This is a genomic window from Streptomyces sp. NPDC005866, assembly GCF_040629895.1.
Classification (GTDB): Bacteria; Actinomycetota; Actinomycetes; order Streptomycetales; family Streptomycetaceae; genus Streptomyces.
Genome location: NZ_JBEXWP010000005.1, coordinates 279,255 through 301,026, shown reverse-complemented (window position 1 = coordinate 301,026; position 21,772 = coordinate 279,255). Strand labels below are relative to the sequence as shown.

Annotated in this window: 21 protein-coding genes; 8 read left to right on the top strand and 13 right to left on the bottom strand. The window is 70.2% G+C overall.

Annotated features, from left to right (window positions below; translation table 11 throughout):
* Positions 1-46: 46 nt before the first annotated feature.
* The 5 genes from ABZ396_RS10350 to ABZ396_RS10330 all read right to left on the bottom strand — a co-directional run bounded on the left by ABZ396_RS10350 (position 47) and on the right by ABZ396_RS10330 (position 4,762).
* Positions 47-934: an SCO1860 family LAETG-anchored protein gene (locus ABZ396_RS10350; protein WP_358914601.1), complete on the bottom strand. Its 888-nt coding sequence runs from the start codon at positions 932-934 to the stop codon at positions 47-49.
* Between the two features lie 142 nt (positions 935-1,076).
* Positions 1,077-2,168 (bottom strand): amidohydrolase family protein, encoded by a 1,092-nt coding sequence (locus tag ABZ396_RS10345; RefSeq protein WP_358914599.1) that lies wholly within the window; start codon positions 2,166-2,168, stop codon positions 1,077-1,079.
* Between the two features lie 100 nt (positions 2,169-2,268).
* Entirely contained in the window at positions 2,269-3,060 is a 792-nt protein-coding gene (locus ABZ396_RS10340; RefSeq protein WP_358914597.1) for an amino acid ABC transporter ATP-binding protein, read from the bottom strand.
* Entirely contained in the window at positions 3,057-3,893 is an 837-nt protein-coding gene (locus ABZ396_RS10335; RefSeq protein WP_358914595.1) for an amino acid ABC transporter permease, read from the bottom strand. The genes ABZ396_RS10340 and ABZ396_RS10335 overlap by 4 nt, the downstream gene beginning before the upstream one ends.
* Complete coding sequence (locus ABZ396_RS10330) at positions 3,890-4,762, bottom strand: transporter substrate-binding domain-containing protein (RefSeq protein WP_358914594.1); 873 nt, start codon at positions 4,760-4,762, stop codon at positions 3,890-3,892. Before ABZ396_RS10330 ends, ABZ396_RS10335 begins: the two co-directional genes overlap by 4 nt.
* 171 nt (positions 4,763-4,933) lie before the next feature.
* Here ABZ396_RS10330 and ABZ396_RS10325 point away from each other — a divergent pair, with 171 nt between their 5' ends.
* From ABZ396_RS10325 to thpD, 5 genes are all read left to right on the top strand, one after another.
* Positions 4,934-6,055, top strand: a complete 1,122-nt coding sequence (locus ABZ396_RS10325) for an aminotransferase class V-fold PLP-dependent enzyme (RefSeq protein WP_358914592.1) — start codon at positions 4,934-4,936, stop codon at positions 6,053-6,055.
* A 301-nt stretch (positions 6,056-6,356) separates the two neighbouring features.
* Complete coding sequence (ectA, locus tag ABZ396_RS10320; RefSeq protein ID WP_358914590.1) at positions 6,357-6,872, top strand: diaminobutyrate acetyltransferase; 516 nt, start codon at positions 6,357-6,359, stop codon at positions 6,870-6,872.
* A gap of 11 nt (positions 6,873-6,883) precedes the next feature.
* Entirely contained in the window at positions 6,884-8,155 is a 1,272-nt protein-coding gene (gene ectB / locus ABZ396_RS10315) for a diaminobutyrate--2-oxoglutarate transaminase (RefSeq protein ID WP_358914588.1), read from the top strand.
* A 31-nt stretch (positions 8,156-8,186) separates the two neighbouring features.
* The gene (locus ABZ396_RS10310) at positions 8,187-8,585 is read left to right on the top strand and encodes an ectoine synthase (RefSeq protein WP_358914587.1); all 399 of its coding nucleotides are present in this window, start codon (positions 8,187-8,189) and stop codon (positions 8,583-8,585) included.
* 3 nt (positions 8,586-8,588) lie between these two features.
* Positions 8,589-9,476 carry an ectoine hydroxylase gene (gene thpD, locus ABZ396_RS10305; RefSeq protein WP_358914585.1) on the top strand — a complete coding sequence of 296 codons (888 nt, stop codon included), beginning with the start codon at positions 8,589-8,591 and terminating at the stop codon, positions 9,474-9,476.
* Positions 9,477-9,535: 59 nt separating this feature from the next.
* Here thpD and ABZ396_RS10300 read toward each other — a convergent pair whose 3' ends face one another.
* The 4 genes from ABZ396_RS10300 to ABZ396_RS10285 all read right to left on the bottom strand — a co-directional run bounded on the left by ABZ396_RS10300 (position 9,536) and on the right by ABZ396_RS10285 (position 12,970).
* Positions 9,536-10,597, bottom strand: a complete 1,062-nt coding sequence (locus ABZ396_RS10300) for an aminotransferase class V-fold PLP-dependent enzyme (protein WP_358914583.1) — start codon at positions 10,595-10,597, stop codon at positions 9,536-9,538.
* Positions 10,598-10,693: 96 nt separating this feature from the next.
* The gene (locus ABZ396_RS10295; protein ID WP_358914581.1) at positions 10,694-11,410 is read right to left on the bottom strand and encodes a DsbA family oxidoreductase; all 717 of its coding nucleotides are present in this window, start codon (positions 11,408-11,410) and stop codon (positions 10,694-10,696) included.
* Between the two features lie 61 nt (positions 11,411-11,471).
* On the bottom strand, positions 11,472-11,975 hold the full coding sequence (locus tag ABZ396_RS10290; protein WP_358914579.1) for a GNAT family N-acetyltransferase: 504 nt from the start codon (positions 11,973-11,975) through the stop codon (positions 11,472-11,474).
* Positions 11,972-12,970, bottom strand: a complete 999-nt coding sequence (locus ABZ396_RS10285; protein WP_358914577.1) for a helix-turn-helix domain-containing protein — start codon at positions 12,968-12,970, stop codon at positions 11,972-11,974. Before ABZ396_RS10285 ends, ABZ396_RS10290 begins: the two co-directional genes overlap by 4 nt.
* Positions 12,971-13,019: 49 nt before the next feature.
* On the opposite strand from ABZ396_RS10285, the gene ABZ396_RS10280 reads away from it, so the two are divergent.
* Positions 13,020-14,414, top strand: coding sequence for an MFS transporter (locus tag ABZ396_RS10280; protein ID WP_358914576.1), 1,395 nt, complete (start codon positions 13,020-13,022; stop codon positions 14,412-14,414).
* On the opposite strand, the gene ABZ396_RS10275 is transcribed toward ABZ396_RS10280, so the two are convergent.
* Together ABZ396_RS10275 and ABZ396_RS10270 are read right to left on the bottom strand one after the other, a co-directional pair.
* Positions 14,374-14,982, bottom strand: a complete 609-nt coding sequence (locus tag ABZ396_RS10275) for a DUF1349 domain-containing protein (protein ID WP_358914575.1) — start codon at positions 14,980-14,982, stop codon at positions 14,374-14,376. The two genes, ABZ396_RS10280 and ABZ396_RS10275, sit on opposite strands and share 41 nt — an antisense overlap.
* 61 nt (positions 14,983-15,043) lie before the next feature.
* Complete coding sequence (locus ABZ396_RS10270; protein WP_358914573.1) at positions 15,044-16,573, bottom strand: aldehyde dehydrogenase (NADP(+)); 1,530 nt, start codon at positions 16,571-16,573, stop codon at positions 15,044-15,046.
* Between the two features lie 145 nt (positions 16,574-16,718).
* Between ABZ396_RS10270 and ABZ396_RS10265 the strand changes: the two genes are divergently transcribed.
* Both ABZ396_RS10265 and ABZ396_RS10260 read left to right on the top strand, forming a co-directional pair.
* On the top strand, positions 16,719-17,492 hold the full coding sequence (locus ABZ396_RS10265) for an IclR family transcriptional regulator (RefSeq protein WP_358914572.1): 774 nt from the start codon (positions 16,719-16,721) through the stop codon (positions 17,490-17,492).
* A 109-nt stretch (positions 17,493-17,601) separates the two neighbouring features.
* Positions 17,602-19,059 carry a penicillin-binding transpeptidase domain-containing protein gene (locus ABZ396_RS10260; protein WP_358914571.1) on the top strand — a complete coding sequence of 486 codons (1,458 nt, stop codon included), beginning with the start codon at positions 17,602-17,604 and terminating at the stop codon, positions 19,057-19,059.
* 99 nt (positions 19,060-19,158) lie between these two features.
* On the opposite strand, the gene ABZ396_RS10255 is transcribed toward ABZ396_RS10260, so the two are convergent.
* Together ABZ396_RS10255 and ABZ396_RS10250 are read right to left on the bottom strand one after the other, a co-directional pair.
* Positions 19,159-20,610, bottom strand: a complete 1,452-nt coding sequence (locus tag ABZ396_RS10255) for an NCS2 family permease (protein WP_358914570.1) — start codon at positions 20,608-20,610, stop codon at positions 19,159-19,161.
* Between the two features lie 340 nt (positions 20,611-20,950).
* The gene (locus ABZ396_RS10250; protein WP_358914568.1) at positions 20,951-21,748 is read right to left on the bottom strand and encodes an HAD family acid phosphatase; all 798 of its coding nucleotides are present in this window, start codon (positions 21,746-21,748) and stop codon (positions 20,951-20,953) included.
* Between the last annotated feature and the right edge of the window lie 24 nt (positions 21,749-21,772).

The window sequence follows — 21,772 nt, the reverse complement described above, 5'->3', positions numbered from 1 at the left end:
GGGCGTCGCGGGGCAGGCGGGACTTTCGCAGCAGGCCGTGAGCCAACTAGCGCCTCCGCCGGGCCAAAGCGACCGCTCCTCCACCGGCCGCTACGAGCGCGAGCGCGCCGCCCGCCACATACGGCGTCATCGAACTCCCGCCCGTCTCCGCCAGCTTCGTCTCCTTCACAGGGGCGCCCTGCGGCTTGACGTCGGCCACCGGATCAGCGGGATCCGGCGGGGTCTCGCACGTCGCCTTCGCCAGGGTCAACGTTCCTTCCACGTCGGCCACGTTCAGCTTCAGCGGGTTCACGGAGACCTTGAGTTCGAGGGCGCTGGCCGCCGCCGTGCTCGACGTCGTCTCGCGCTTGGACAGATCGAGGCGGACCTCGCCGACGCCGGGGACCTTGACGTCGGTGGGGCCGCCCGCGCTCAGCGTCACCCGTTTGCCGAGCACCGTGACGGCGCCGAGCACGTTGGCGGAGGCCACCGGCTGCTTGCCGGTCTCGCAGGTGGCCTTGGAGGTGACGGTGTCGAGTTCGACGAGGGACAGCAGGGGCAGACCCGGCAGGTGCAGCCGGGCGTGGGCGAGGTGGACCGAGCCCTCGGCCCGGCTGTCGGAGACCGTCGCCTTCGCTGAGGCGACGTCCGCGCCGAGGACGCTGAACGGCTTGCCGCCGTCCACTCCGTCGAGGGTGGCGGTCAGCGCGGTCCGGTCGGCGCTCTGCGGTGCCCGGACCTCGTTCAGGGAGACCGCGAGCGGGACGTTCACGGTCTTGTTGAGGAGGGAGACGTCCAGGCCGGTGCGGAGTACGACCGCGCTCGCGCGACCCTGGTCGGTGGTCGCGTGTGCGGTGCCCGCGCCGGCCAGGGCCGCGGGACCGGCGACCAGGACGGTGGCCGTCGCGACGGTCGCGAGACGGCGGGCGGGCATACGGAATGTGTCGCTGTTCAAGGTGGTGGGACCCCCAGAGGAAACTTGCTCGGGACCCGCCAAGAATTACGCACTGTGGGTGAACGGGCAGCGATCCTGCGTCACTTCACTCAATAGTGGACTTTCCGTGCAGGCATTCGAGTCGCCAGGCGCAGGCGTTCCTTTACTCGACGACCTGCCCGTTCAGCACCACCCGGCGGGGGGATGCGAGGACGCGTACGTCCGCGCGCGGGTCGCTCTCGTACACCACCAGGTCCGCCGGTGCGCCCTCCTCCAGGCCGGGCCTGCCGAGCCAGGCGCGGGCCGCCCAGCTGGTCGCCGCGAGCGCGTCCACGGGCGGGATCCCGGCGGTGACGAGCTCGGCGACCTCGCCCGCCACCAGGCCGTGGGCGAGGGTGCCGCCGGCGTCCGTGCCGACGTACACCGGGATGCCGGCGTCGTAGGCGGCGCGGACGGTGTCGTAGCGGCGCTCGTGGAGCCGGCGCATATGGGCCGACCAGCGCGGGAACTTGGCGTCTCCGCCCGCCGCGAGCTGCGGGAAGATGGCGATGTTGACGAGGGTGGGGACGATGGCGACACCGCGCGCGGCGAAGAGGGGGATCAGCTCCTCGGTCAGGCCCGTCGCGTGCTCGATGCAGTCGATGCCGGCCTCGACCAGGTCCTGGAGCGAGTTCTCGGCGAAGCAGTGGGCGGTGACCCGGGCGCCCAGCCGGTGCGCCTCCCCGATCGCGGCCTGCACCGCGTCCCGCGGCCAGCTGGGGGCCAGGTCGCCGAGGTCGCGGTCGATCCAGTCGCCGACCAGCTTGACCCAGCCGTCGCCGCGCCGGGCCTCCTGGGCGACGTACGCGGTCAGGTCCTCCGGCTCGATCTCGTGCGCGAAGTTCCTTATGTAGCGGCGGGTTCGGGCGATGTGCCGGCCGGCCCGGATGATCTTCGGGAGGTCCTCGCGGTCGTCGACCCAGCGGGTGTCCGAGGGCGACCCGGCGTCCCGGATCAGCAGGGTGCCGGCCTCGCGGTCGGTGAGGGCCTGCTTCTCGGCCGTCGCCGCGTCGACCGGGCCGTGCGGGCCGAGGCCGACATGGCAGTGGGCGTCGACGAGGCCGGGGAGCGTCCAGCCCTCGACGGTCCGGACGTCACGGGCGCCGGCGGGACGGTCGTAGGACACACGGCCGTCCACCACCCACAGCTCGTCACGGACGTCCTCGGGTCCCGCAAGGACCCGGCCCTTCACGTGCAGCACCGCTCGATCACTCATGGGGATCAGCCTAGGACGGCCGGGAGTCCCTCTCCGCCCGGTCCCGGCACCGGCGGCTTCGGCCGTGTCCGGGCCGGCCGGACCCTCGCACACGGCACCGTCAGCCGGCCCCGCCCACCTGGTCGGAGGACTCCTCCTCCACCTGGGCCATGGCCGGGTCGAGCAGCCGGGACAGGAAGTGCCGGGTGCGGTCGTGGGCCGGGTTGCCGATGACCTGGTCCGGCGTGCCGTCCTCGACGACGACTCCCGCGTCCATGAAGACCACCCGGTCGGCGACCTCCCTCGCGAAGGTCATCTCATGGGTGACCACCATCATGGTCATGCCCTCCCCGGCCAGCATCCGCATCACCGCCAGCACATCCCCGACCAGTTCCGGGTCGAGCGCCGACGTCGGCTCGTCGAAGAGCATCACCTCGGGGCCCATCGACAGCGCACGGGCGATCGCCACGCGCTGCTGCTGGCCGCCGGAGAGGGAGGCGGGGTAGGCGTCCGCCTTCTCCGAGAGGCCCACGCGCTGGAGGTTCTCGGCGGCCACCCGCGCCGCCGTCGCCTTGTCCCGCCTCAGGACCCGGCGCTGCGGCAGCGTGAGGTTCTCGGTCACCGTGAGGTGCGGGAAGAGGTTGAACTGCTGGAAGACCATGCCGATACGGCGGCGTACGGCGTCGATGTCGACATCGGGGTCCGTCAACTCCGTGCCGCCGACGAACACCTGGCCCTGGGTGGGTTCTTCAAGAAGGTTGACGCACCGGAGCAACGTGGACTTGCCGGAGCCCGACGGGCCGATGACACACACGACCTCGCCCTGGCCGATCTCCAGGTCGATGCCGCGCAGCACCTCGTTGTCGCCGAAGGACTTGTGCAGGCCCTTCACCTCGATCTCGGGTCGGCTCATTTGACGGCCTCCTGGGCCTTCGCCTCCATGCGGCGCACCACGAAGCCGAGCGGGATCGTGACCAGCAGGTAGCACAGGCCGGCGACGAGGATCGGTGTGGAGTTGGCGGTCGTACTGGCCAGGTCGCGGCCGTACTTGGACAGTTCTCGCTCCTCCAGGGTGACGCCGAGGAACAGGACCAGGGAGGAGTCCTTGAACAGCAGGACCAACTCGTTGGTGAGCGGCGGGAGGATGATGCGGAACGCCTGCGGGATGATGATCGAGATCATCGCGCGGGCCGGGGAGAATCCCAGTGAACGGGCCGCTTCCAGCTGGCCCTTGGGGACCGCCTGGATGCCCGCGCGGATCGTCTCGGCCATGTAGGCGGCGGCGACCAGGCCGAGGGCCAGGGCCACCTTGCCGTAGGTGCCGCCGACGATCTCCGTGCCGGGGAAGGCGAGCGGGACCGCGACCCCGATGAAGATGAAGATCAGCAGGGCGGGCAGGCCGCGGAAGATCTCGATGTAGACGCCGGCCAGCCAGCGGTAGGGGCCGACGGAGGACAGCCGCATCAGCGCGATCACCATGCCGAGGGCCAGGCCCACGGCGAAGCCGGACACCGTGTAGAGGACGGTGTTCTTCAGCGCCAGTGTGATGACGTCGGGGAACATCTGCTGGGCGATGCCCCACTGGGCGAACTGGTTCTTCAGCCGGCCCCAGTCGGCGCCGACCGCGAAGGCGATCACGGCGGCGACGAAGACGACATACTGCACACCGCGCGACAACCGGCGCTTCTGGCGGCGGGTCAGGCCCTTCTTGGTGGGCTGGGGCTGTACGTCCGTGCCGGCGCTCATGAGGCGGCGGGGGACGCGGTCGACGTCCCGTCTGCCGTGGCAGCGGCGTAGGGACCGATCCACTTCTCGTACAGCTTCTTGTACGTGCCGTCGGCCTTGGAGTCCGCGATCGCCTTGTTGACGGCGGCGAGGAGCTTGGTGTTGCCCTTCTTGACCGTGAAGCCGTACTGCTCACCGGTGTTGATCTGCCCGGCGACCTGGAAGGCGGCGGCGTTGGCCTTGTCCTTCAGCCAGCCCTGGACCACCGGGTAGTCGATGACGACCGCCTTGACCTGGCCGGTGCGCAGGCCGTTGAGGACGGCGTCGGAGGACTCGAAGGAGACCGGGTCGAAGCCCTGCGCCTTCGCGTAGTCCTCGCCGGTGGTCTGTGCCTGGGTGCCCAGCTGGACCTTCTTGGCCTTGGCGTCGGCGAGCGAGGTGATACCGCTCCCCTTGGCGACCAGGAGGGCCTGGGTGGCGTCGAAGTAGGGGTCGGAGAAGTCGACGTTCTTCTTGCGCTCGGCGGTGATCGTCATACCGGCCGCCGCCAGGTCGCACTGGCCGGAGTTGAGGAAGGCGCCGGTCTTGAAGTTCTCGAACGGCGTGTCGAACACCACCTGTTTCACGCCGAGGTTCTTGCCGACGAGGTCGATCATGGACACGTCGAAGCCCTGCACCCTGCCGTCGATCTCCGACTGGAACGGCGGGTACGGCAGGTGGGTGCAAGTGGTGAGCTGGCCGGCTTTGACGAGTTCGACCCCGCCCGCGGCCGTCCTGGAGGCGCTGGAGCCGTTCCCGCTCGACGTGCAGCCGGCCACTAGGGCCAGCCCGGCCGCGGCGGTGGCAGCGGCCAGGGCGCGAGCCCGGCGGCGCCCGAGGAGCGTGGTCACGAGACCTCCTGAGTCTGTGGTGAAGCTTTGGATTCCGATTACGGGTTCCGATTATAAGGAGATGTTTGGGTATCTCAAACCAAACCGATGGCCGTGAGACGGCCCGGCCTAAGAAGTCGCCGGTCCCAGCGGTGGGAGGGGTGCCGGTTACCCTCATGCTGATCTGCCCCCATGAGCGAAGAGAGCACCGCCGTGACCCACCCCTTCCTCGATCTGCCCCCGCTGAGCGCCGCGCACTTCGCCGCCATCGAGGACCGTGTGGCGCGGTTGCTGGACACCCGGCAGGACGTGGTGATCATGCAGGGCGAGGCGCTGCTGCCGCTGGAGGGTGCGATCAGGGCGACGGCCGGGCCGGGGACGACCGCGCTGAACGTGATCACCGGCCCGTACGGACAGACCTTCGGGAACTGGCTCCGGGACTGCGGCGCGACGGTGATCGACCTCGCGGTGCCCTTCCACACCGCGGTGACGGCCGCGCGGATCCGGGAGGCGTTCGCCGAGCACCCGGAGATCGATTTCGTTTCCCTGGTGCACGCGGAGGCGGCGACCGGCAACACCAACCCGGTCGCGGAGATCGGTCCGGTCGTGCGGGAGCAGGGCGCCCTCTTCTACCTGGACGCGGTCGCCTCGGTCGGAGCCGAGCCGGTGCTGCCTGACGCCTGGGGCGTGGACCTGTGCGTGATCGGGGCACAGAAGGCGATGGGCGGCCCGGCCGGTGTCTCGGCGGTGTCGGTGAGCGAGCGGGCCTGGGCCCGGATGGCGGCGAACCCGCAGGCCCCGCGCAGGTCGTATCTGTCGCTGCTGGACTGGAAGGAGCGCTGGGTCGACGGCGGCCGCAAGGCGCTGCTGCACGCGCCGGCCCAGCTGGAGATGCTGGCACTGGAGGCCTGCCTGGAGCGCATCGAGGCCGACGGCCTGGAGACGGTGATGCGCCGTCACCGTGCGGCCGCGCTGGCCACCCGCGCCGGGGCGGTGGCCCTGGGCGGCGGCCTGGAGCCCTATGTGTACGAGGAGTCCGACGCGGCGCCGGTCGCCACGACGCTGCGGGTGCCGTCGGGGGTGACGGCGTCCGAGCTGGTCGCCGAGGCCCTGGCGGCCGACGGCACGCTGCCGCTGGCCGCGGGCGGGGGCGCGCTGGCCGCGGAGATGATCCGGGTGAACCACTACGGGGTGGACGCGACGGTGGGCGCGGTCCGGTCGAGCCTGGCCGCGCTGGGCGCGGGGCTGGCGAAGCGGGGTCTGACGGTGGACCCGGAAGGGGCCCTGCGGGCGGTGGAGTCCGGCTGGCGGTAGGCGCCGTACCACGCTCCCGCCGGTATCCCGCGGGAGCGTATGCACGCCGTTATCAAAGCCTGAATTCAAGGAAATTCCGAATTCCCTTTCGGTCGATGGCTTACCCGAGTCTTCTGCCCGCTTTTTGCGGAGCTAAACCGGGGGAATTTCATCCAGGTTTCATCCCTGTGACGCACTCCACACAGCAGGGCCATTTGTCCGCTTTGTGGTGGGGCATATCGGGACATATAGACGCTGCAGGTCGGGCTGACAACAACCCCTGCCGTGCTTTTTTGCATTTGCCTCGCTAAATTCAATCCGCATGACTGCCCCACAAGCAGACCTGATCGTCGAGCGCCCGATGGTGACCGACGGCGCCGCCCTGTGGCGTATCGCAAGGGATTCCGGAAGCCTCGATCTGAACTCCTCGTACAGCTATCTGCTGTGGTGCCGGGATTTCGCCGGCACGTCGGCGGTGGCGCGCGGCGCGGACGGCGAGCCCGTCGGGTTCGTGACCGGATACACCCGGCCGGACCGGCCGGACACGCTGCTCGTCTGGCAGGTGGCCGTGGACGCCGCGCAGCGCGGGCGGGGTGTCGCGGCGCGACTGCTGGACGGGCTCACGGCGCGGGTGGGCGCCGAACGGCCGCTCACCACCGTCGAGACCACCATCACGCCCGGTAACACCGCCTCCGATCGGCTGTTCACCTCGTACGCCGCCCGGCACGGCGCCGTCGTCGAGCGCACGGTGCTGTTCGAGGCCGGCGAGTTCCCCGACGGTCCGCACGACCCCGAAGTCCTGTACCGCATCGGCCCCTTGACCCCCACATCGCACTGAGGAGCCCCGCCGTGACCATCACCCAGCCCGACCTGAGCGTCTTCGAGACCCTGGAATCCGAGGTCCGCAGCTACTGCCGCGGTTGGCCCACCGTGTTCGACCGGGCCCGGGGCAGCCGGATGTACGACGAGGACGGCCACGAGTACCTGGACTTCTTCGCCGGCGCCGGATCACTCAACTACGGCCACAACAACCCCGTGCTGAAACGGGCGTTGCTGGACTATCTGGAACGCGACGGGGTCACCCACGGCCTCGATATGTCGACCACCGCCAAGCGGTCGTTCCTGCAGACCTTCCAGGACTTGGTGCTGCGGCCGCGCGACCTGCCGTACAAGGTCATGTTCCCCGGGCCGACCGGCACCAACGCCGTGGAGTCCGCGCTGAAGCTGGCGCGGAAGGTGAAGGGGCGCGAGGCGATCGTGTCGTTCACCAACGCCTTCCACGGGATGTCCCTCGGATCGCTCGCCGTCACCGGCAACGCGTTCAAGCGGGCCGGTGCCGGGATCCCGCTGGTGCACGGGACGCCGATGCCGTTCGACAACTACTTCGAGGGGACCGTGCCGGACTTCCTGTGGTTCGAGCGGCTGCTCGAGGACCAGGGGTCGGGGCTCAACAAGCCCGCCGCGGTGATCGTGGAGAGCGTGCAGGGCGAGGGCGGCATCAACGTCGCCCGCCCCGAGTGGCTGCGCGCCCTCAAGGAGCTGTGCGAGCGGCAGGACATGCTGCTGATCGTCGACGACATCCAGATGGGCTGCGGGCGGACCGGCGCCTTCTTCTCCTTCGAGGAGGCCGGGATCGTCCCCGACATCGTCACCGTGTCGAAGTCCATCAGCGGCTACGGGCTGCCCATGTCGCTGTGCCTGTTCCGGCCCGAGCTGGACGTGTGGGAGCCGGGCGAGCACAACGGCACCTTCCGCGGCAACAACCCCGCCTTCGTCACCGCGACCGCCGCCCTGGAGACCTACTGGACCGACGGCCCGGCGATGGAGAAGCAGACCCGGGCCAAGGGCGAGCAGGTCGAGCAGGGGCTCATCGCGATCGTCGAGGAGAACCTCGCCGATGTGCGGGAGTACCGGGGACGGGGCCTGGTGTGGGGCGTGGAGTTCCACGAGAAGGCCCGGGCCGGACGGATCGCCAAGCGCGCATTCGAACTCGGGCTGCTCATCGAGACGTCAGGGCCGGAGAGCGAGGTCGTCAAACTCCTCCCCGCCCTGACCGTCAGCCCGGACGAGCTGGACGAGGGGCTGAGCATCCTCGCCCGGGCCGTCCGGGAAACCGTCTGACCAGGATCAAGCCAGGAGGCTGAACACCACCGTGATCGTCCGTTCGTTCAAGGAGACCGAAGGCACCGACCGGCATGTCAAGGCCGCGTCCGGGACCTGGGAGAGCAAACGCATCGTCCTCGCCAAGGAGCGGGTCGGCTTCTCGCTGCACGAGACGATCCTCTACGCGGGCACAGAGACGACGATGTGGTACGCCAACCACATCGAGGCCGTCGTCTGCGTCGAGGGCGAGGCCGAGCTGACCGACCACGAGACCGGGACGTCGTACACGATCACGCCCGGCACCATGTACCTCCTCGACGGGCACGAGCGGCACACGCTGCGCGTCAAGGACGACTTCCGCTGCCTGTGCGTGTTCAACCCGCCGGTCACCGGCCGGGAGGACCACGACGAGAACGGCGTCTATCCCCTGCTGACGGAGGAGGGCTGACCCATGACCACGATCACCGACCTGTACCCGAGCCGTGGCCCGGTCGAGGTCTCCGTTCCCCGCAAGGACCCCGTCGTCTGGTCGGCACCCGGTGCGGCCGGGCCGATCGCCACGGACGAACTGGAGGCGTTCGAGCGGGACGGCTTCCTGGCCATCGACCAGCTCATCGCGGACGACGAGGTCGCCGTGTACCGGCGGGAGCTGGAGCGGCTCGTCTCCGACCCGGCGATCCGGGCCGACGAACGGTCGATCGTCGAGCCGAAGTCCAAGGAGATCCGGTCCGTCTTCGAGGTGCACCGGATCAGCGAGGTGTTCGGGAACCTGGTGCGCGACCAGCGGGTGGTCGGCCGGGCCCGGCAGATCCTCGGCTCGGACGTGTACGTCCACCAGTCGCGGATCAACGTCAAGCCCGGGTTCGGGGCCAGCGGCTTCTACTGGCACTCGGACTTCGAGACCTGGCACGCCGAGGACGGGCTGCCGAACATGCGGACCGTGTCGGTCTCGATCGCGCTGACCGAGAACTACGACACCAACGGCGGGCTCATGATCATGCCGGGCTCGCACAGGACGTTCCTGGGCTGCGCCGGCGCCACGCCCGAGGACAACTACAAGAAGTCCCTGCAGATGCAGGACGCGGGCACGCCGTCGGACGAGGCGCTGACCGCGATGGCGGGCGAGTACGGCATCAAGCTGTTCACGGGCAGGGCCGGTTCGGCGACCTGGTTCGACTGCAACTGCATGCACGGCTCCGGCGACAACATCACGCCGTTCCCGCGCAGCAACGTCTTCATCGTGTTCAACAGCGTGGAGAACGCGGCGGTGGAGCCGTTCTCGGCACCGGTACGCCGACCTGAGTTCATCGGGGCCAGGGACTTCACGCCCGTGAAGTGACGTCCCTCTGAACGGCCGGGCCGGGACCTCCCGTGGGACGGGGTCCCGGCCCGGTCGTGTCAGCCGCCGAGCACGTCCAGCAGACGGTCCACGTCCGCGCCGGTGTTGTACAGGTGGAAGGCGGCCCGCAGGTTGCCCGCGCGGTTGGAGACCTCGATGCCGGCGCGGCTCAGTTCGGGCTGGCGGCCGCCGAGTCCGGGCACCGAGACGATCGCCGAACCCGGGGCGGGCACCGGCGCGTGGCCGAGGGCCGCGAGCCCGGCCCGGAACCGGTCGGCGAGGGCGACGTCGTGCGCGTGCACGGCGGCCACCCCGAGTTCCTCGATCAGATCGAGGGAGCGACGCAGGCCCGCGAACGTGAACAAGGCATGGGTGAGGTCGAACCGCCGTGCGGAGTGGGCGAGTTCTGCGACCGGGCCGTAGCAGCTGTCCCACGGCTCCTCGGCCGCGACCCAGCCCGCGAGCAGCGGGGTCAGCCCGCCGAAGTCCTCGGGGACCACGAGGAAGGCGGTGCCGTGCGGGCCGAGCAGCCACTTGAAGGAGACCGCGGCGGTGAAGTCGTAGCCGTCGGCGTCCATCGGGAGCCAGCCGGCGGCCTGGGAGAAGTCGACGTAGGTACGCGCCCCGTGCTCGCGGGCGGCCTCCCGCAGAGCGGGCAGGTCGGCGACGCGCCCGTCGGCGGACTGGGCCGCGCTGACCGCGACCAGCGCGGTGCCGGGGCGGACGGACTCGGCGATCCGCTCCAGCGGCACGGAGCGGACCTTGAGGTCGCCGCGGACGTGGAACGGGTTCAGCACGGAGGTGAAGTCGTCGTCGGCGGTGAGGACTTCGGCGCCGGCGGGCAACGAGGCCGCGATCACACCGGTGTGCGCGGCGACCGAGGCGCCCACCGCGACCCGGGTCACCGGGACGCCGGCGAGCCGGGCGTACGCTGCCCGGCAGGCCTCCACGTCCTCGTACAGCGAGGTCAGAGGCCGGCCCTCGGCCCGCAGCAGGGCCGCCTCGTGCAGGGCGGCGACGGTACGGGCCGGCAGCAGGCCGTTGCTGGCGGTGTTGAGATAGGTGCTCTTCGGGGTGAACTCGGCGCGGACGAGGCTCTCGAACGTCTCCGTGGTCTCCATGGCTCCACTCTGCGGCCCACGGAACCCCCCGTCCATTGCGAATTTTTACGCGGAACCGCTAAGCACTGCTTATACGACCGTCCTGACCTGGGGCTCTCAGTGCTGCGGGACCGCGCACCCGTCCGGCCCGCAGGCCTCGGCGCCACCCTCGTCGATGAGCTTCAACGGGGAACGCGCATCCCAGGCCTGGCTGAGCGCCTGTGTGAACACCTCGCCGGGCTGGGCGCCGGAGACCCCGTACTTGCGGTCGAGGACGAAGAAGGGCACCCCGTTCGCACCGAGCTGGGCGGCCTCGCGCTCGTCGGCGCGGACGTCGTCGGCGTAGCGGGCCGGGTCGGCGAGCACCGCGCGCACGTCCTGCGCGTCCAGCCCGGCCGCCACGGCCAGCTCGACGAGCCGCTCGGCGCCCTCGGTGAAGAGGGAGCGCTCCTCGGCGAAGTTAGCCCGGTACAGGATCTGGATCAGCTCGTCCTGCCGGCCCCGCTCCTTGGCGAAGTGCAGCAGCCGGTGCATGTCGAAGGTGTTGCCGTGGTCGCGGCCGCGGGTCCGGTAGTCGAGGCCCTCGGCCGCGGCCTGGGCGCCCAGGTTCTCCTCGCCGGCCTGGGCCTGCGCCTCGCTCATGCCGTATTTCTTGCTGAGCATGGCGAGCACCGGCTGGACGTCGTCCTTGGCGCGGCCGGGGTCCAGCTCGAAGGAGCGGTGGACGACCTCCACCTCGTCGCGGTGCGGGAAGGCCGCGAGCGCCTTCTCGAAGCGGGCCTTGCCCACGTAGCACCACGGGCAGGCGATGTCGCTCCAGATCTCGACGCGCATGTCTTTGGCTCTCCAGGTTGTCAGACGTCTTCCGGCTGTCTGAACCTTCAAACAGCCCGCTTCATTCCCCGCCCATCGCGTACCGCAGACGCAGGTGGTGGTCACCGTCGGCGGGCGGGTGCTCCGGGTCCGGCCCCCAGCCGCGGCGGGTGTAGAAGGTCCGGGCCCGCCGGTTGTCGGCGTGCACCTCCAGGACGGCCGTCCGTTTGCCGTCGGCCCGCCACTGCTCCAGACAGGCGGTGTGCAGGGCGCTGCCGATACCGGCCCGCCAGTGGCCGGGGTCGACGTGGAACTGGAACAGCTCGACCGTTTCGGCGGGCGCGCCGTCGGGGGTGCGGAAGGAGGCGACGGCGGTGATCACGCCCGCTTCGACCGCGCACAGCACATGGCCGTCGGGCCGCTCGACGGCCTTCCGCCAGGCCGCCGTCCAGTCGGTGCCGTCGTCCGGGAGGCCGTCCGGGTAGTACGTCGACCGGGCCCGGCGGTGCAGCGCGGCGATCCTCTCCGCCTCGGCGGACAGGGCCGTACGGATCACGCGGAGCCCCTTCACACGCTCATGGATCATGCAACGGAGGACGTGGCCGCGTCCGCGCCGGTTCCGTGCCGGCTGAACTGGGCGCGGTAGCTGCTCGGGGTGAGGCCGGTGCGGCGCACCAGGTGGGCGCGCAGCGAGTCGGCGGTGCCGAGGCCGCAGGCGGCCGCCACCTGGTCCATGGGGAGAGTGCTGGTCTCCAGCAGTTCCCTGGCCCGTTCGATCCGCTGGTGCAGCAGCCACTGCAGCGGGCTGACCCCGCTCTCGGCGTGGAAGCGGCGGGTGAGGGTGCGCACGGAGACTCCGGCGTGCCGGGCCAGCTCGGTGAGGGTGAGCGGCTTGTCGAGGTTGCGCATGGCCCAGCCGCGGGTGTCCGCGCAGGCGGTGCCGCGCTCGGGCGGCAGCGGGGTGTGGGTGAACTGGGTCTGGCCGCCGGGCCGTACTGGCGCGACCAGGGCGAGGCGGGCGACCTCGTTGGCGACGGCGGCGCCGTGGTCGGTGCGGATGAGGTGCAGGCACAGGTCGATGCCGGCGGCGTAGCCGGAGGAGGTGAGGAACGGGCCGTCCTGGGTGTACAGGACGTCACCCTGGACATCGACGTCGGGGTGCCGGCGGCGGAGTTCGTCGGCGTGCGCCCAATAGGTGGTCGCCCGGCGGCCCTTGAGCAGTCCGGCCTCGGCGAGCGAGAAGGCGCCGGTGCAGATGGAGGCGATGCGCACCCCCGCCTCGGCCGCCTCGCGCAGCGCCGCCAGCACCCGCGGGTCCGGCGAGTAGAGCCCGCCGGTGCCCGCCACGATCACGGTGTGGGCTCCCCGCAGCGCCTCCAGGCCGTGCGGGACGTGCAGGTCCAGGCCGCCCGTGGTGGGTACGGGACCGGGGTCGGGCGCGCAGATCACCACCTCGTAGCCGGGCCGTCCGTCGACCTCGACCTTGTCGAGCAGCAGCTCGGGGATGGCGAGGTTGAACATCGACACGGGCGGGGACGCGACGACCGCGACACGCAGCATGGCCAGAACCTCCGGATGCATGGCGTTCAGGCCACTACTGTACGCCGACCGAGATCAGCAGCATGGAGCCATGCCAACCAACCAGACCCTACGGTCCACCCAACACTCCGTCGAAAAAGGCGAGTTGAAGAAGGGACAGCAGGAGCACACCCCCGCCCTGACCCTGACCGCCGCCCTGCTGGGCTTCGCGCTGATCACGCTCGACGCGTCCGTGGTGAACGTGGCCCTGCCCGCGATCGGCACCGCACTCGACGGCGGCCTGTCCGGGCTGCAGTGGGTGGTGGACGCCTACACACTGGCCTTCGCCGCCCTGATGCTCTCCACCGGCGCGTTCGCGGACCGGGCCGGGGCGAGCCGGGCGTACGCCCTCGGGGTCACCCTCTTCACCGTCGCCTCGGTGGCCTGCGGTCTGGCGCCGACCCTCCCGGTGCTGGTCGGGGCGCGGGTGGTGCAGGGCGTGGCGGCGGCTGTCGTCCTGCCCGCGTCGCTGTCCCTGGTACGGCAGGCGTACGCCGACCCCGCACGGCGCGCGAAGGCGGTGGCATTGTGGGCGGCGGGCGGCTCCGTCGCGGTGGCGCTGGGCCCGGTGGCGGGCGGCGCGCTGACCACGGTCTGGGACTGGCGGGGGATCTTCTTCATCAATCTGCCCCTGGGCGCGGCCGCGCTGCTCCTGCTGGTCCGCGCACCGCGCTCGCAGCGCCGCCCGGCACCCCTGGACCTGCCCGGCCAGCTCACGGCCGTGATCGCGCTGACCGCCCTCACCTTCGCGGTCATCGAGGGCGGTACGAAGGGATTCGCGGCCCTCGCCGTTGCGGTCGCGGCCACCGTCCTGTTCGTCCGCGTCGAGGGCCGGCAGCCGCACCCGGTCGTTCCGCTCGGCCTGTTCCGGGACCGGGCGGTACGGGTGTCCGTGGCGGCCGGGGCGGCGTGCAGCGTGGCCTTCTACGGCGTGGTGTTCCTCTTCTCGCTCTTCTTCCAGCAGGTCCAGGGGCGTTCGGCGCTCTACACCGGGCTGCTGTTCCTGCCGATGTCCGGGCTGATCGCAGTGACCAACGTGGTGTCAGGGAAGCTGGCCGGCCGCTACGGCCCGCGGCTGCCGATGCTGATCGGCCAGGCACTGGCCGCGGCCGGCCTGCTGGGCCTGCTGTCCGTCGGTCCCGGCACGTCCGCCGCGTTGGTGGCGGTCCTGCTCGTCCCGGTGGCGCTCGGCTGCGCGCTGACCGTGCCGCCGCTGACCGCGGTGATGATGGACGCCGTACCGGCCGAGCGGGCGGGCCTGGCGGCCGGGGTGCTCAACACGGCGCGGCAGGTGGCCGGCGGACTCGGGATCGCGGTGTTCGGAGCACTGGTCGACGGCGGGTTCGCCACCGGGATGCGGGCGAGCCTGGCGCTGGGGGCGGGTCTGTTCGCCGCGACCTTCTGGCTCAGCTTCCGTCGCGGAGGTCGGCCGGCCAGTCGGTCCTGAACTCGATGTGGTCGTACGTCACCACACACCCCTCCCCCATCGGCGACTGGGTCATGAACCCGACCAGCGCGCCCTCGGTCTCCTTCTCGCCGCCCAGCGTGAACAGCCGTACGAAGACCCACTTCTTGCCGTCGCGGGAGGCGTGGAAGGCGAGCGCCCGCCCGGTCCGGCTGATCCGCAGCCAGACCGAACTCCCCTCCACCGTGAAGGCGTTGGCGTCGTCGGAGTGGCCCCGGGTGACCACCGTGCAGACGGTGGGGACGTCCGGGGAGTTCTCCAGACAGAGCTTGGCCCAGGCCCGGTTACCGACGTGGACGTACAGCACCCCGGCGTCGAAGGCGGCACCGAACCCGACGGTGACCCGGGCGATCAGCTGGAAGTCCCCCTCGGGCGCCCCGAGCAGGCGGGGCGCGTCCGAGGCGGGATCCAGGGCTTCCCCGGTGGGCGACACAAACCGGTCCTGCCGGGCCCCGGCCCACCCGGTGAGCACGCCGTCTTCGTAGAACCAGTGCCCGTCGGGCCCGTAGGTACGGAGAGGGAAAGGAAGTTCGGGAAGTTCCACGTCCATGGTCAGATTGTGTCAGCTGAAGTATTCGAGGTACGCGCGCAGGCGCGCCCCAAGGCGGGCGCTACCGCTCCAGAACCCCGTTGAACCGCCGAGGAAGCCCCAGCGGATTCTCGTCCTTCAACTCCGGCGGCAGCAGAGCCGACGGCGCCCCCTGATAGGCCACCGGCCGCAGCCACCGCTCAATCGCCGTACCGCCGACGGAAGTAGACGTCGAGGTGGTGGCCGGGTACGGCCCACCGTGGTGCTGCGCCGCGGCCACCGCAACCCCCGTCGGCCACCCGTTCACCAGCACGCGACCGGCCAGCGGCGTCAGCTCCGCCAGGAGCTCCGGCCCGAGCCCCTCTCCCGCGGCCTCCTGGGCGGAGACATGAACCGTCGCCGTGAGGTTTCCCGGCAGCCGTGACAGCACGGCCGTCGCCTCGTCGCGGTTCTCGTAACGAACCACCACGGTCACCGGACCGAAGCACTCCTCCAGGAGCAGGTCGTACGCCCCCTCCTCGGCCAGCCTGCTCGCCGGCACGGTGAGGAACCCCGCGCTGACGGTGTGCTCGCCGCCCGCCCCCGGTGTCACGGGGCTCTCCACGTCGGGGAGTTCGGTGCGTTCGGCGACCCCGGCGACGAAGTTGTCCCGCATGCGGTGGTCGAGCAGCACCCCCGCGTCGGTGTCGCTGACGGCGTCCGTGAGGGACTTGACCAGGCCGTCACCGGCGGCGTCGGCCGGCACCAGCACCAGGCCCGGCTTCACGCAGAACTGGCCGACACCCATCGTCATCGACCCGGCGAGCCCGGTGCCGATCTCCCCGCCGCGCTCGGCGGCCGCGGCCTCCGTGACGAGAACGGGGTTGAGGGAGCCCAGCTCGCCGTGGAAGGGGATCGGGACCGGACGCGCGGCGGCCGCGTCGAAGAGCGCACGGCCGCCCCGTACCGATCCGGTGAAGCCGGCCGCGGCGATCAGCGGGTGCTTGATCAGCTCGATACCGGCCTCGAAGCCGTGCACGAGGCCGAGCACGGTGGCGGGGATGCCGTGTTCGGCCGCGGCCCGGCGCAGCATCTTGGCGACCAGCTCGGACAGGCCCGGGTGGTCGGGGTGGGCCTTGACGACGACCGGGTTGCCCGCGGCCAGCGCGCTCGCGGTGTCGCCGCCGGCGACCGAGAAGGCGAAGGGGAAGTTGGAGGCCGAGTAGACGGCGACGACGCCCAGCGGGACCTTGTAGCGGCGCAGGTCGGGGATGGGTGGGGTGGCGGTGGCGTCGGGGTGGTTGATGATGACGTCGAGGAAGGCGCCCTCGTCGACGATGTCGGCGAAGGCCCGCAACTGGTAGGCGGTGCGGGCGAGCTCACCGGTGAGCCGGACCGGGCCGAGCGCGGTCTCGGCGTCGGCGACCTCTACGAGGTGGTTCTTGGCCGCGTCGAGTCCGGCGGCGGCGGAGCGCAGGAAGGCGGCGCGGACCGTGCGGTCGGCGAGGGAGCCGCGTACGGCGTGCGCGGCCGTGACGGCGGCATCCACCTCCTGGGCTGTGGCCTCCACCGCAACCTGTTCACGCTGCTTCCCGGTGCGCGGGTCGACACTCCAGACTGGTGCTGCTGCCACCGCGGGTCCCTCCATGAGTTGGTTGTGCCGCAGTATCCGGGTCATTCACCAGGGACGTTCGATATACTGAACGCTGTCTCTGATGATGAACTTGCCGTTGGAGACTATATCCTCGGTTTCTCGTCCAACGAAGGGGTCAAGGGCGATGTCGGCAGTCGAGACAGGCGGCGGAGCGCAGGTCAAGTCCGCGGTGCGGACCGTGGAATTGCTCGAGTACTTCGCCGGCCGGCCCGGTATGCACTCCCTCGCGGCGGTCCAGGAGGCCGTCGGATATCCCAAGTCCAGCCTCTACATGCTGCTGCGCACCCTGGTGGAGCTGGGCTGGGTGGAGACGGACGCGACCGGTACGCGGTACGGCATCGGGGTCCGGGCCCTGCTGGTCGGCACGTCGTACATCGACGGCGACGAGGTGGTCGCGGCGGCCCGCCCGACCCTGGACCGGCTGTCGGACGACACGACGGAGACCATCCACCTGGCGCGCCTCGACGGCACGAACGTGGTCTACCTGGCCACCCGCCAGTCCCAGCACTATCTGCGCCCCTTCACCCGGGTCGGCCGCCGTCTCCCCGCGCACTCCACCTCCCTCGGCAAGGCGCTGCTCGCCACCCACACCGACGAGCAGGTCCGCAAGCTGCTGCCGGAGACCTTGCCGGCACTCACCGAGCACACGATCACCGACCGCGAGAAGCTCATCGAGGAACTCCACCAGATCCGCGAGCAGGGCTTCGCGATCGACCGCGAGGAGAACACGCTCGGGCTGCGCTGCTTCGGTGTGGCGATCCCCTACCGCACCCCGGCCCGCGACGCGATCAGCTGCTCGGTCCCGGTGGCCCGCCTCACCCCCGCCCACGAACAGATGATCAAGGACGCCCTGTTCGACGCCCGGGACCGCTTGACGCTGGCGACCCGACGGCTCTGATCCCGCGAGGGGTCCGTGCGAACCTCCGCGGGAACCCGTATGAGCGGATCATGAGAATTCCGCCCGTACGGGAACGAACGCCCCGCCTTCGCTCGTCTGTCTGAGCGGGATGAACAAGACGATCAGGCGGGCGTCCGTCTTCGCGCTGCTGCTCGTGATCGCTCTGCTGGTCAGGGCGACATGGGTGCAGTTCTACGACGGCCAGGCCCTCGCGGACGACACGGACAACCGGCGCAACGCGATCGAGACGTACTCGCAGCCGCTCGGGAACATCGTCGTGGCCGGTGAGTCGATCACCGGCTCGGCGCGGACCCTGAGCAACAGCGACCTCAAGTACAAGCGCACGTACACGAACGGCAAGCTGTACGCGGCCGTGACGGGCTACGCCTCGCAGAGCTATGCCCCGACCCAGCTGGAAGGCATCTATCAGGACCTGCTCAACGGCACCGACAGCCGGCTGAAGACGGCCATGGACACGATCACCGGCAAACGCTCCGGCCCGGGCAACGTGATCACGACGATCGACCCGGCCGTCCAGAAGGCGGGTTACAAGGAACTCGGCAACAAGAAGGGGGCGGCGGTCGCGATCGACCCGAAGACCGGCAAGATCCTCGCGGTCGTGTCCACGCCGTCGTACGACCCCTCCTCGCTCACCGATGCCAACACGGCCGGCACGGCCTGGACGAAGCTCAACGCCGACCCGGACAAGCCGCTCACCAACCGGGCGCTACGGCAGCCGCTGCCGCCGGGCTCGACGTTCAAGCTGGTGGTCGCGGCGGCCGCCCTGGAGGACGGGCTGTACGCGAACGTCGACGACAAGACCGACAGCCCGATCCCGTACACCCTGCCGGGCACGACAACCCCACTGAAGAACGAGAGCACCACGGCACCCTGCCAGAACGCTTCCATCCGCACGGCCCTGCGCTACTCGTGCAACAACGTCTTCGGCAAGATGGCCGTCGACCTCGGCCAGGACAAGGTGCGGGCGATGGCCGAGAAGTTCGGCTTCAACGACGACAAGCTGGACATCCCGGTGCGGGCCTACCCGAGCGTCTACCCGTCGGGCATGGACAAGGCCCAGACCGGCCTCTCCGGCATCGGCCAGTTCGACGTCACGGCGACCCCGCTCCAGATGGCCATGGTGTCGGCCGCCATAGCCAACGACGGCAAGCTGGTCTCGCCGCATATGGTCTCGCAGATCACCGACAGCGGTGCCGATGTGCTCAAGGACTACGACGGCGGCACCAGCACCGAGCAGATCGTCAGCTCCGGCACGGCCGCACAGTTGCAGTCCGCGATGCAGACGGTCGTCGAGGCCGGCACCGGTACGAACGCGCGGATCGGCGGCGTGACGGTGGGCGGCAAGACGGGCACCGCCCAGCACGGCGAGAACAACTCCAAGACGCCGTACGCCTGGTTCACGTCCTACGGCAAGTCCGACAGCACCGGCAAGGAGGTCGCGGTGGCGGTACTGGTCGAGCAGTCGGACGCGGCACGGTCGGAGGTCAGCGGCAACGGTCTGGCGGCGCCGGTGGCGAAGGCGATGATGCAGGCGGCGCTGAAATAGACCGCTCCCGCAAGGGGCGCGGGGCTGTGTGAATGTACGGCTCCGCCCGCGTGGGCGCGACCGGCCGCGACGCAATCCGCTGCCGGTCGCGCGGCCTTCCTACTTCACACCCAGCACCTGCTCCACCGGATCAATCGCGAAGTACACCAGGAACAACGCCGAGACGGCCCACAGCAGCCAGTGGACCTCCTTCGCCTTCCCCAGCACCGTCTTGATCACCACATAGGCCAGGAACCCCGCCCCGATGCCGTCGGTGATCGAGTAGGTGAACGGCATCGCGGCGATCGTCAGGAACGCCGGGATGGCGATCTCGTACCTGTCCCAGTCGATGTGCTTGACGTGGGTCATCATCAGGAAGCCCACGGCGATCAGGGCGGGTGCCGCCGCCTGGAGCGGCACGATGGTCAGCAGCGGCGTGAGGAAGAGCGCGAGGCCGAACAGGCCGCCGGTGATCAGGTTGGCGAAGCCGGTGCGCGCGCCCTCCCCCACCCCTGCCGCCGACTCGATGTACGCCGTGTTGGAGGAGGCCGAGCCGACACCGCCGGCGACCGCCGCCGCGCCGTCGATGAACAGCACCCGCCCGATGCCGGGCACCTGCCCCTTGTCGTCCAGCAGCCCGGCCTCCGCGCTGATGCCGACGATCGTGCCCATGGCGTCGAAGAAGTCGGACAGGATCAGGGTGAAGACCAGCAGCACGGCGGTGAGGACACCGGCCTCGGCGAAGCCGCCGAACAGGCTGAAGTGACCGACGAGTCCGAAGTCGGGGGGGGCGACGATCTTGTCGGGGACCTTCGGCGTGGTCAGGCCCCAGCTCTTGATGTCGGCGAACGAGTCGATGACGATCGCCACGACGGTCATGGTGACGATGCTGATCAGGATCGCGCCCTTCACCTTGCGCGCGACCAGCGCGATGGTCAGGAGCACGCCAAGACAGAAGACCAGTACGGGCCAGCCGGTGAGCCGGCCGACGGCGCCCAACTGCACCGGCACGGTCGTGTTCGCGGCGTCCGGGATCCGGCTGACGAACCCGGCGTCGACGAAGCCGATGAAGGCGATGAACAGACCGATGCCGACACCGATGGCCTGCTTCATCTGCTGCGGGATCGCGTTCATGATCGCTTCCCGTAGACCGGTCACCACCAGCACACAGATCAGGACGCCTTCGAGGACGACCAGGCCCATCGCGTCGGACCAGCTCATCAGCGGCGCCAGCTGGAAGGCCACGACGGCGTTGAGGCCGAGGCCGGCCGCGATGGCCAGCGGCAGGTTGCCGCCGACGCCCATGATGATCGTCATCACACAGGCCACCAGCGCGGTGGCGGTGACCAGTTGGCCGGTGTCGAGGGTGTGGCCGAACTTGTCCTTGGCGCTGCCGAGAATGATCGGGTTCAGGACGAGGATGTAGGCCATGGTGAAGAACGTGGCGAAGCCGCCGCGTATCTCCCGGCCGAAACTGGACCCCCGTTCGGAGATCTTGAAGAACCGGTCGACGGTGTTCCCGGCAGGTGGCGCGGCACTTGGCCGCTCGTCCACCTTCTGCGACTCGGACATGGTCGTACTCCTCGTTGCCTGAGCGATCGTGTGCGGATGCTGGACGGATTGTTCCCGCGACGAACCGGTTTCAGGTTTTCTCCGTGTTACGGAATCAGGCCTGATGGACTCCGGCGCACCGCACCGCCACCGAACCCCCGTACGACGCACACGAAAAGATCACTGCTACGCTCCGGATCCCGCCGGAAGGTTCCTCCCGACGTTCGCATGCCGATTCACCTGTCATTCGCATGACACGGACGCCGAGGGGGCGAAACGGGCCGAGGCGCCGCCCCGGCCCGTTTCTGTCTCCCAGTCGCCACCGCGACCGGAACGGGTTGCCGTCTGTTCCGACTACGGCCTACGACACGAAGTACGTCGGGTTCGGCAGCTTGTACGTGCGGTCCGCGTGGCCGCCGTCCAGGTCCGAGTACTGGTCGCCGAAGTTGGCGATGATCTCGTACCCGAGGTCCTTCTCGATGTGCGCGCGGGTGCCGGACTTGTACTGCACGGTGGTGCAGGTCCAGCTGCCCGCGGTGGCGCAACCGCTCAGGTACGACGGCGGGTTGGCCGCGTTCTTGAGGAACATGTGCCCGGCGTCGAGGTTCACGTCGGCGCCGGTCTTCTTCAGGTTCTCGACGGCGGCGGTGCGCTGCGCCTCGCTGAGACCGGAGTTGTAGAAGACCTCGACCCCCTTCTTCTCCGCGTACCGGACGAGTTCGGCGCTGCCGAAGACGCCCGGGCGGTCGGCCTTGTTGACGTAGGCCGCCCAGGTGGCGGAGTTGTATGTGTAGTTGTAGCGCTTCTCGTAGTCGAGGCTGAGCAGCAGCGTGTCGTCGATGTCGAAGACGACCGCGGGCTTCTCGCCCTTGCGGTGGGCCTTGCGCGCGGCCCGGTCTATGTACCGCTCGGCGTCCTGGTCGAGACGCGCCAGGTCCTCGGCGTACGGGCTGGCCGGCGACGCCTGGTAGACGCCGTTGGCGTCGGCGGCGGTGCCGTAGTAGCTGTCGATGTCCTTCACCAGGAGCCCGATGTTGTAGGGCTCGTGGGTGGAGTTCGCGGTCGACTGGCCGGCGGTGGCGGCACCGGCGCCGTAGAGGGCGCCGCCGGCGACCGCGCAGGCGGCGGTGATCGCCGCGAGACGAAGTGACTTATGCATGACAGGAGTTCTACGCGCGTCACC

What these genes read in the sequence shown, in the direction of transcription:
- ABZ396_RS10345 (WP_358914599.1), bottom strand. Translation starts at nt 2,168, where the DNA reads ATGAGTGATCGAGCGGTGCTGCACGTGAAGGGCCGGGTCCTTGCGGGA.
- ABZ396_RS10340 (WP_358914597.1), bottom strand. Translation starts at nt 3,060, where the DNA reads ATGAGCCGACCCGAGATCGAGGTGAAGGGCCTGCACAAGTCCTTCGGC.
- ABZ396_RS10335 (WP_358914595.1), bottom strand. Translation starts at nt 3,893, where the DNA reads ATGAGCGCCGGCACGGACGTACAGCCCCAGCCCACCAAGAAGGGCCTG.
- ABZ396_RS10325 (WP_358914592.1), top strand. Translation starts at nt 4,934, where the DNA reads ATGAGCGAAGAGAGCACCGCCGTGACCCACCCCTTCCTCGATCTGCCC.
- ectA (WP_358914590.1), top strand. Translation starts at nt 6,357, where the DNA reads ATGACTGCCCCACAAGCAGACCTGATCGTCGAGCGCCCGATGGTGACC.
- thpD (WP_358914585.1), top strand. Translation starts at nt 8,589, where the DNA reads ATGACCACGATCACCGACCTGTACCCGAGCCGTGGCCCGGTCGAGGTC.
- ABZ396_RS10300 (WP_358914583.1), bottom strand. Translation starts at nt 10,597, where the DNA reads ATGGAGACCACGGAGACGTTCGAGAGCCTCGTCCGCGCCGAGTTCACC.
- ABZ396_RS10295 (WP_358914581.1), bottom strand. Translation starts at nt 11,410, where the DNA reads ATGCGCGTCGAGATCTGGAGCGACATCGCCTGCCCGTGGTGCTACGTG.
- ABZ396_RS10290 (WP_358914579.1), bottom strand. Translation starts at nt 11,975, where the DNA reads ATGATCCATGAGCGTGTGAAGGGGCTCCGCGTGATCCGTACGGCCCTG.
- ABZ396_RS10285 (WP_358914577.1), bottom strand. Translation starts at nt 12,970, where the DNA reads ATGCATCCGGAGGTTCTGGCCATGCTGCGTGTCGCGGTCGTCGCGTCC.
- ABZ396_RS10280 (WP_358914576.1), top strand. Translation starts at nt 13,020, where the DNA reads ATGCCAACCAACCAGACCCTACGGTCCACCCAACACTCCGTCGAAAAA.
- ABZ396_RS10275 (WP_358914575.1), bottom strand. Translation starts at nt 14,982, where the DNA reads ATGGACGTGGAACTTCCCGAACTTCCTTTCCCTCTCCGTACCTACGGG.
- ABZ396_RS10265 (WP_358914572.1), top strand. Translation starts at nt 16,719, where the DNA reads ATGTCGGCAGTCGAGACAGGCGGCGGAGCGCAGGTCAAGTCCGCGGTG.
- ABZ396_RS10260 (WP_358914571.1), top strand. Translation starts at nt 17,602, where the DNA reads ATGAACAAGACGATCAGGCGGGCGTCCGTCTTCGCGCTGCTGCTCGTG.
- ABZ396_RS10255 (WP_358914570.1), bottom strand. Translation starts at nt 20,610, where the DNA reads ATGTCCGAGTCGCAGAAGGTGGACGAGCGGCCAAGTGCCGCGCCACCT.
- ABZ396_RS10250 (WP_358914568.1), bottom strand. Translation starts at nt 21,748, where the DNA reads ATGCATAAGTCACTTCGTCTCGCGGCGATCACCGCCGCCTGCGCGGTC.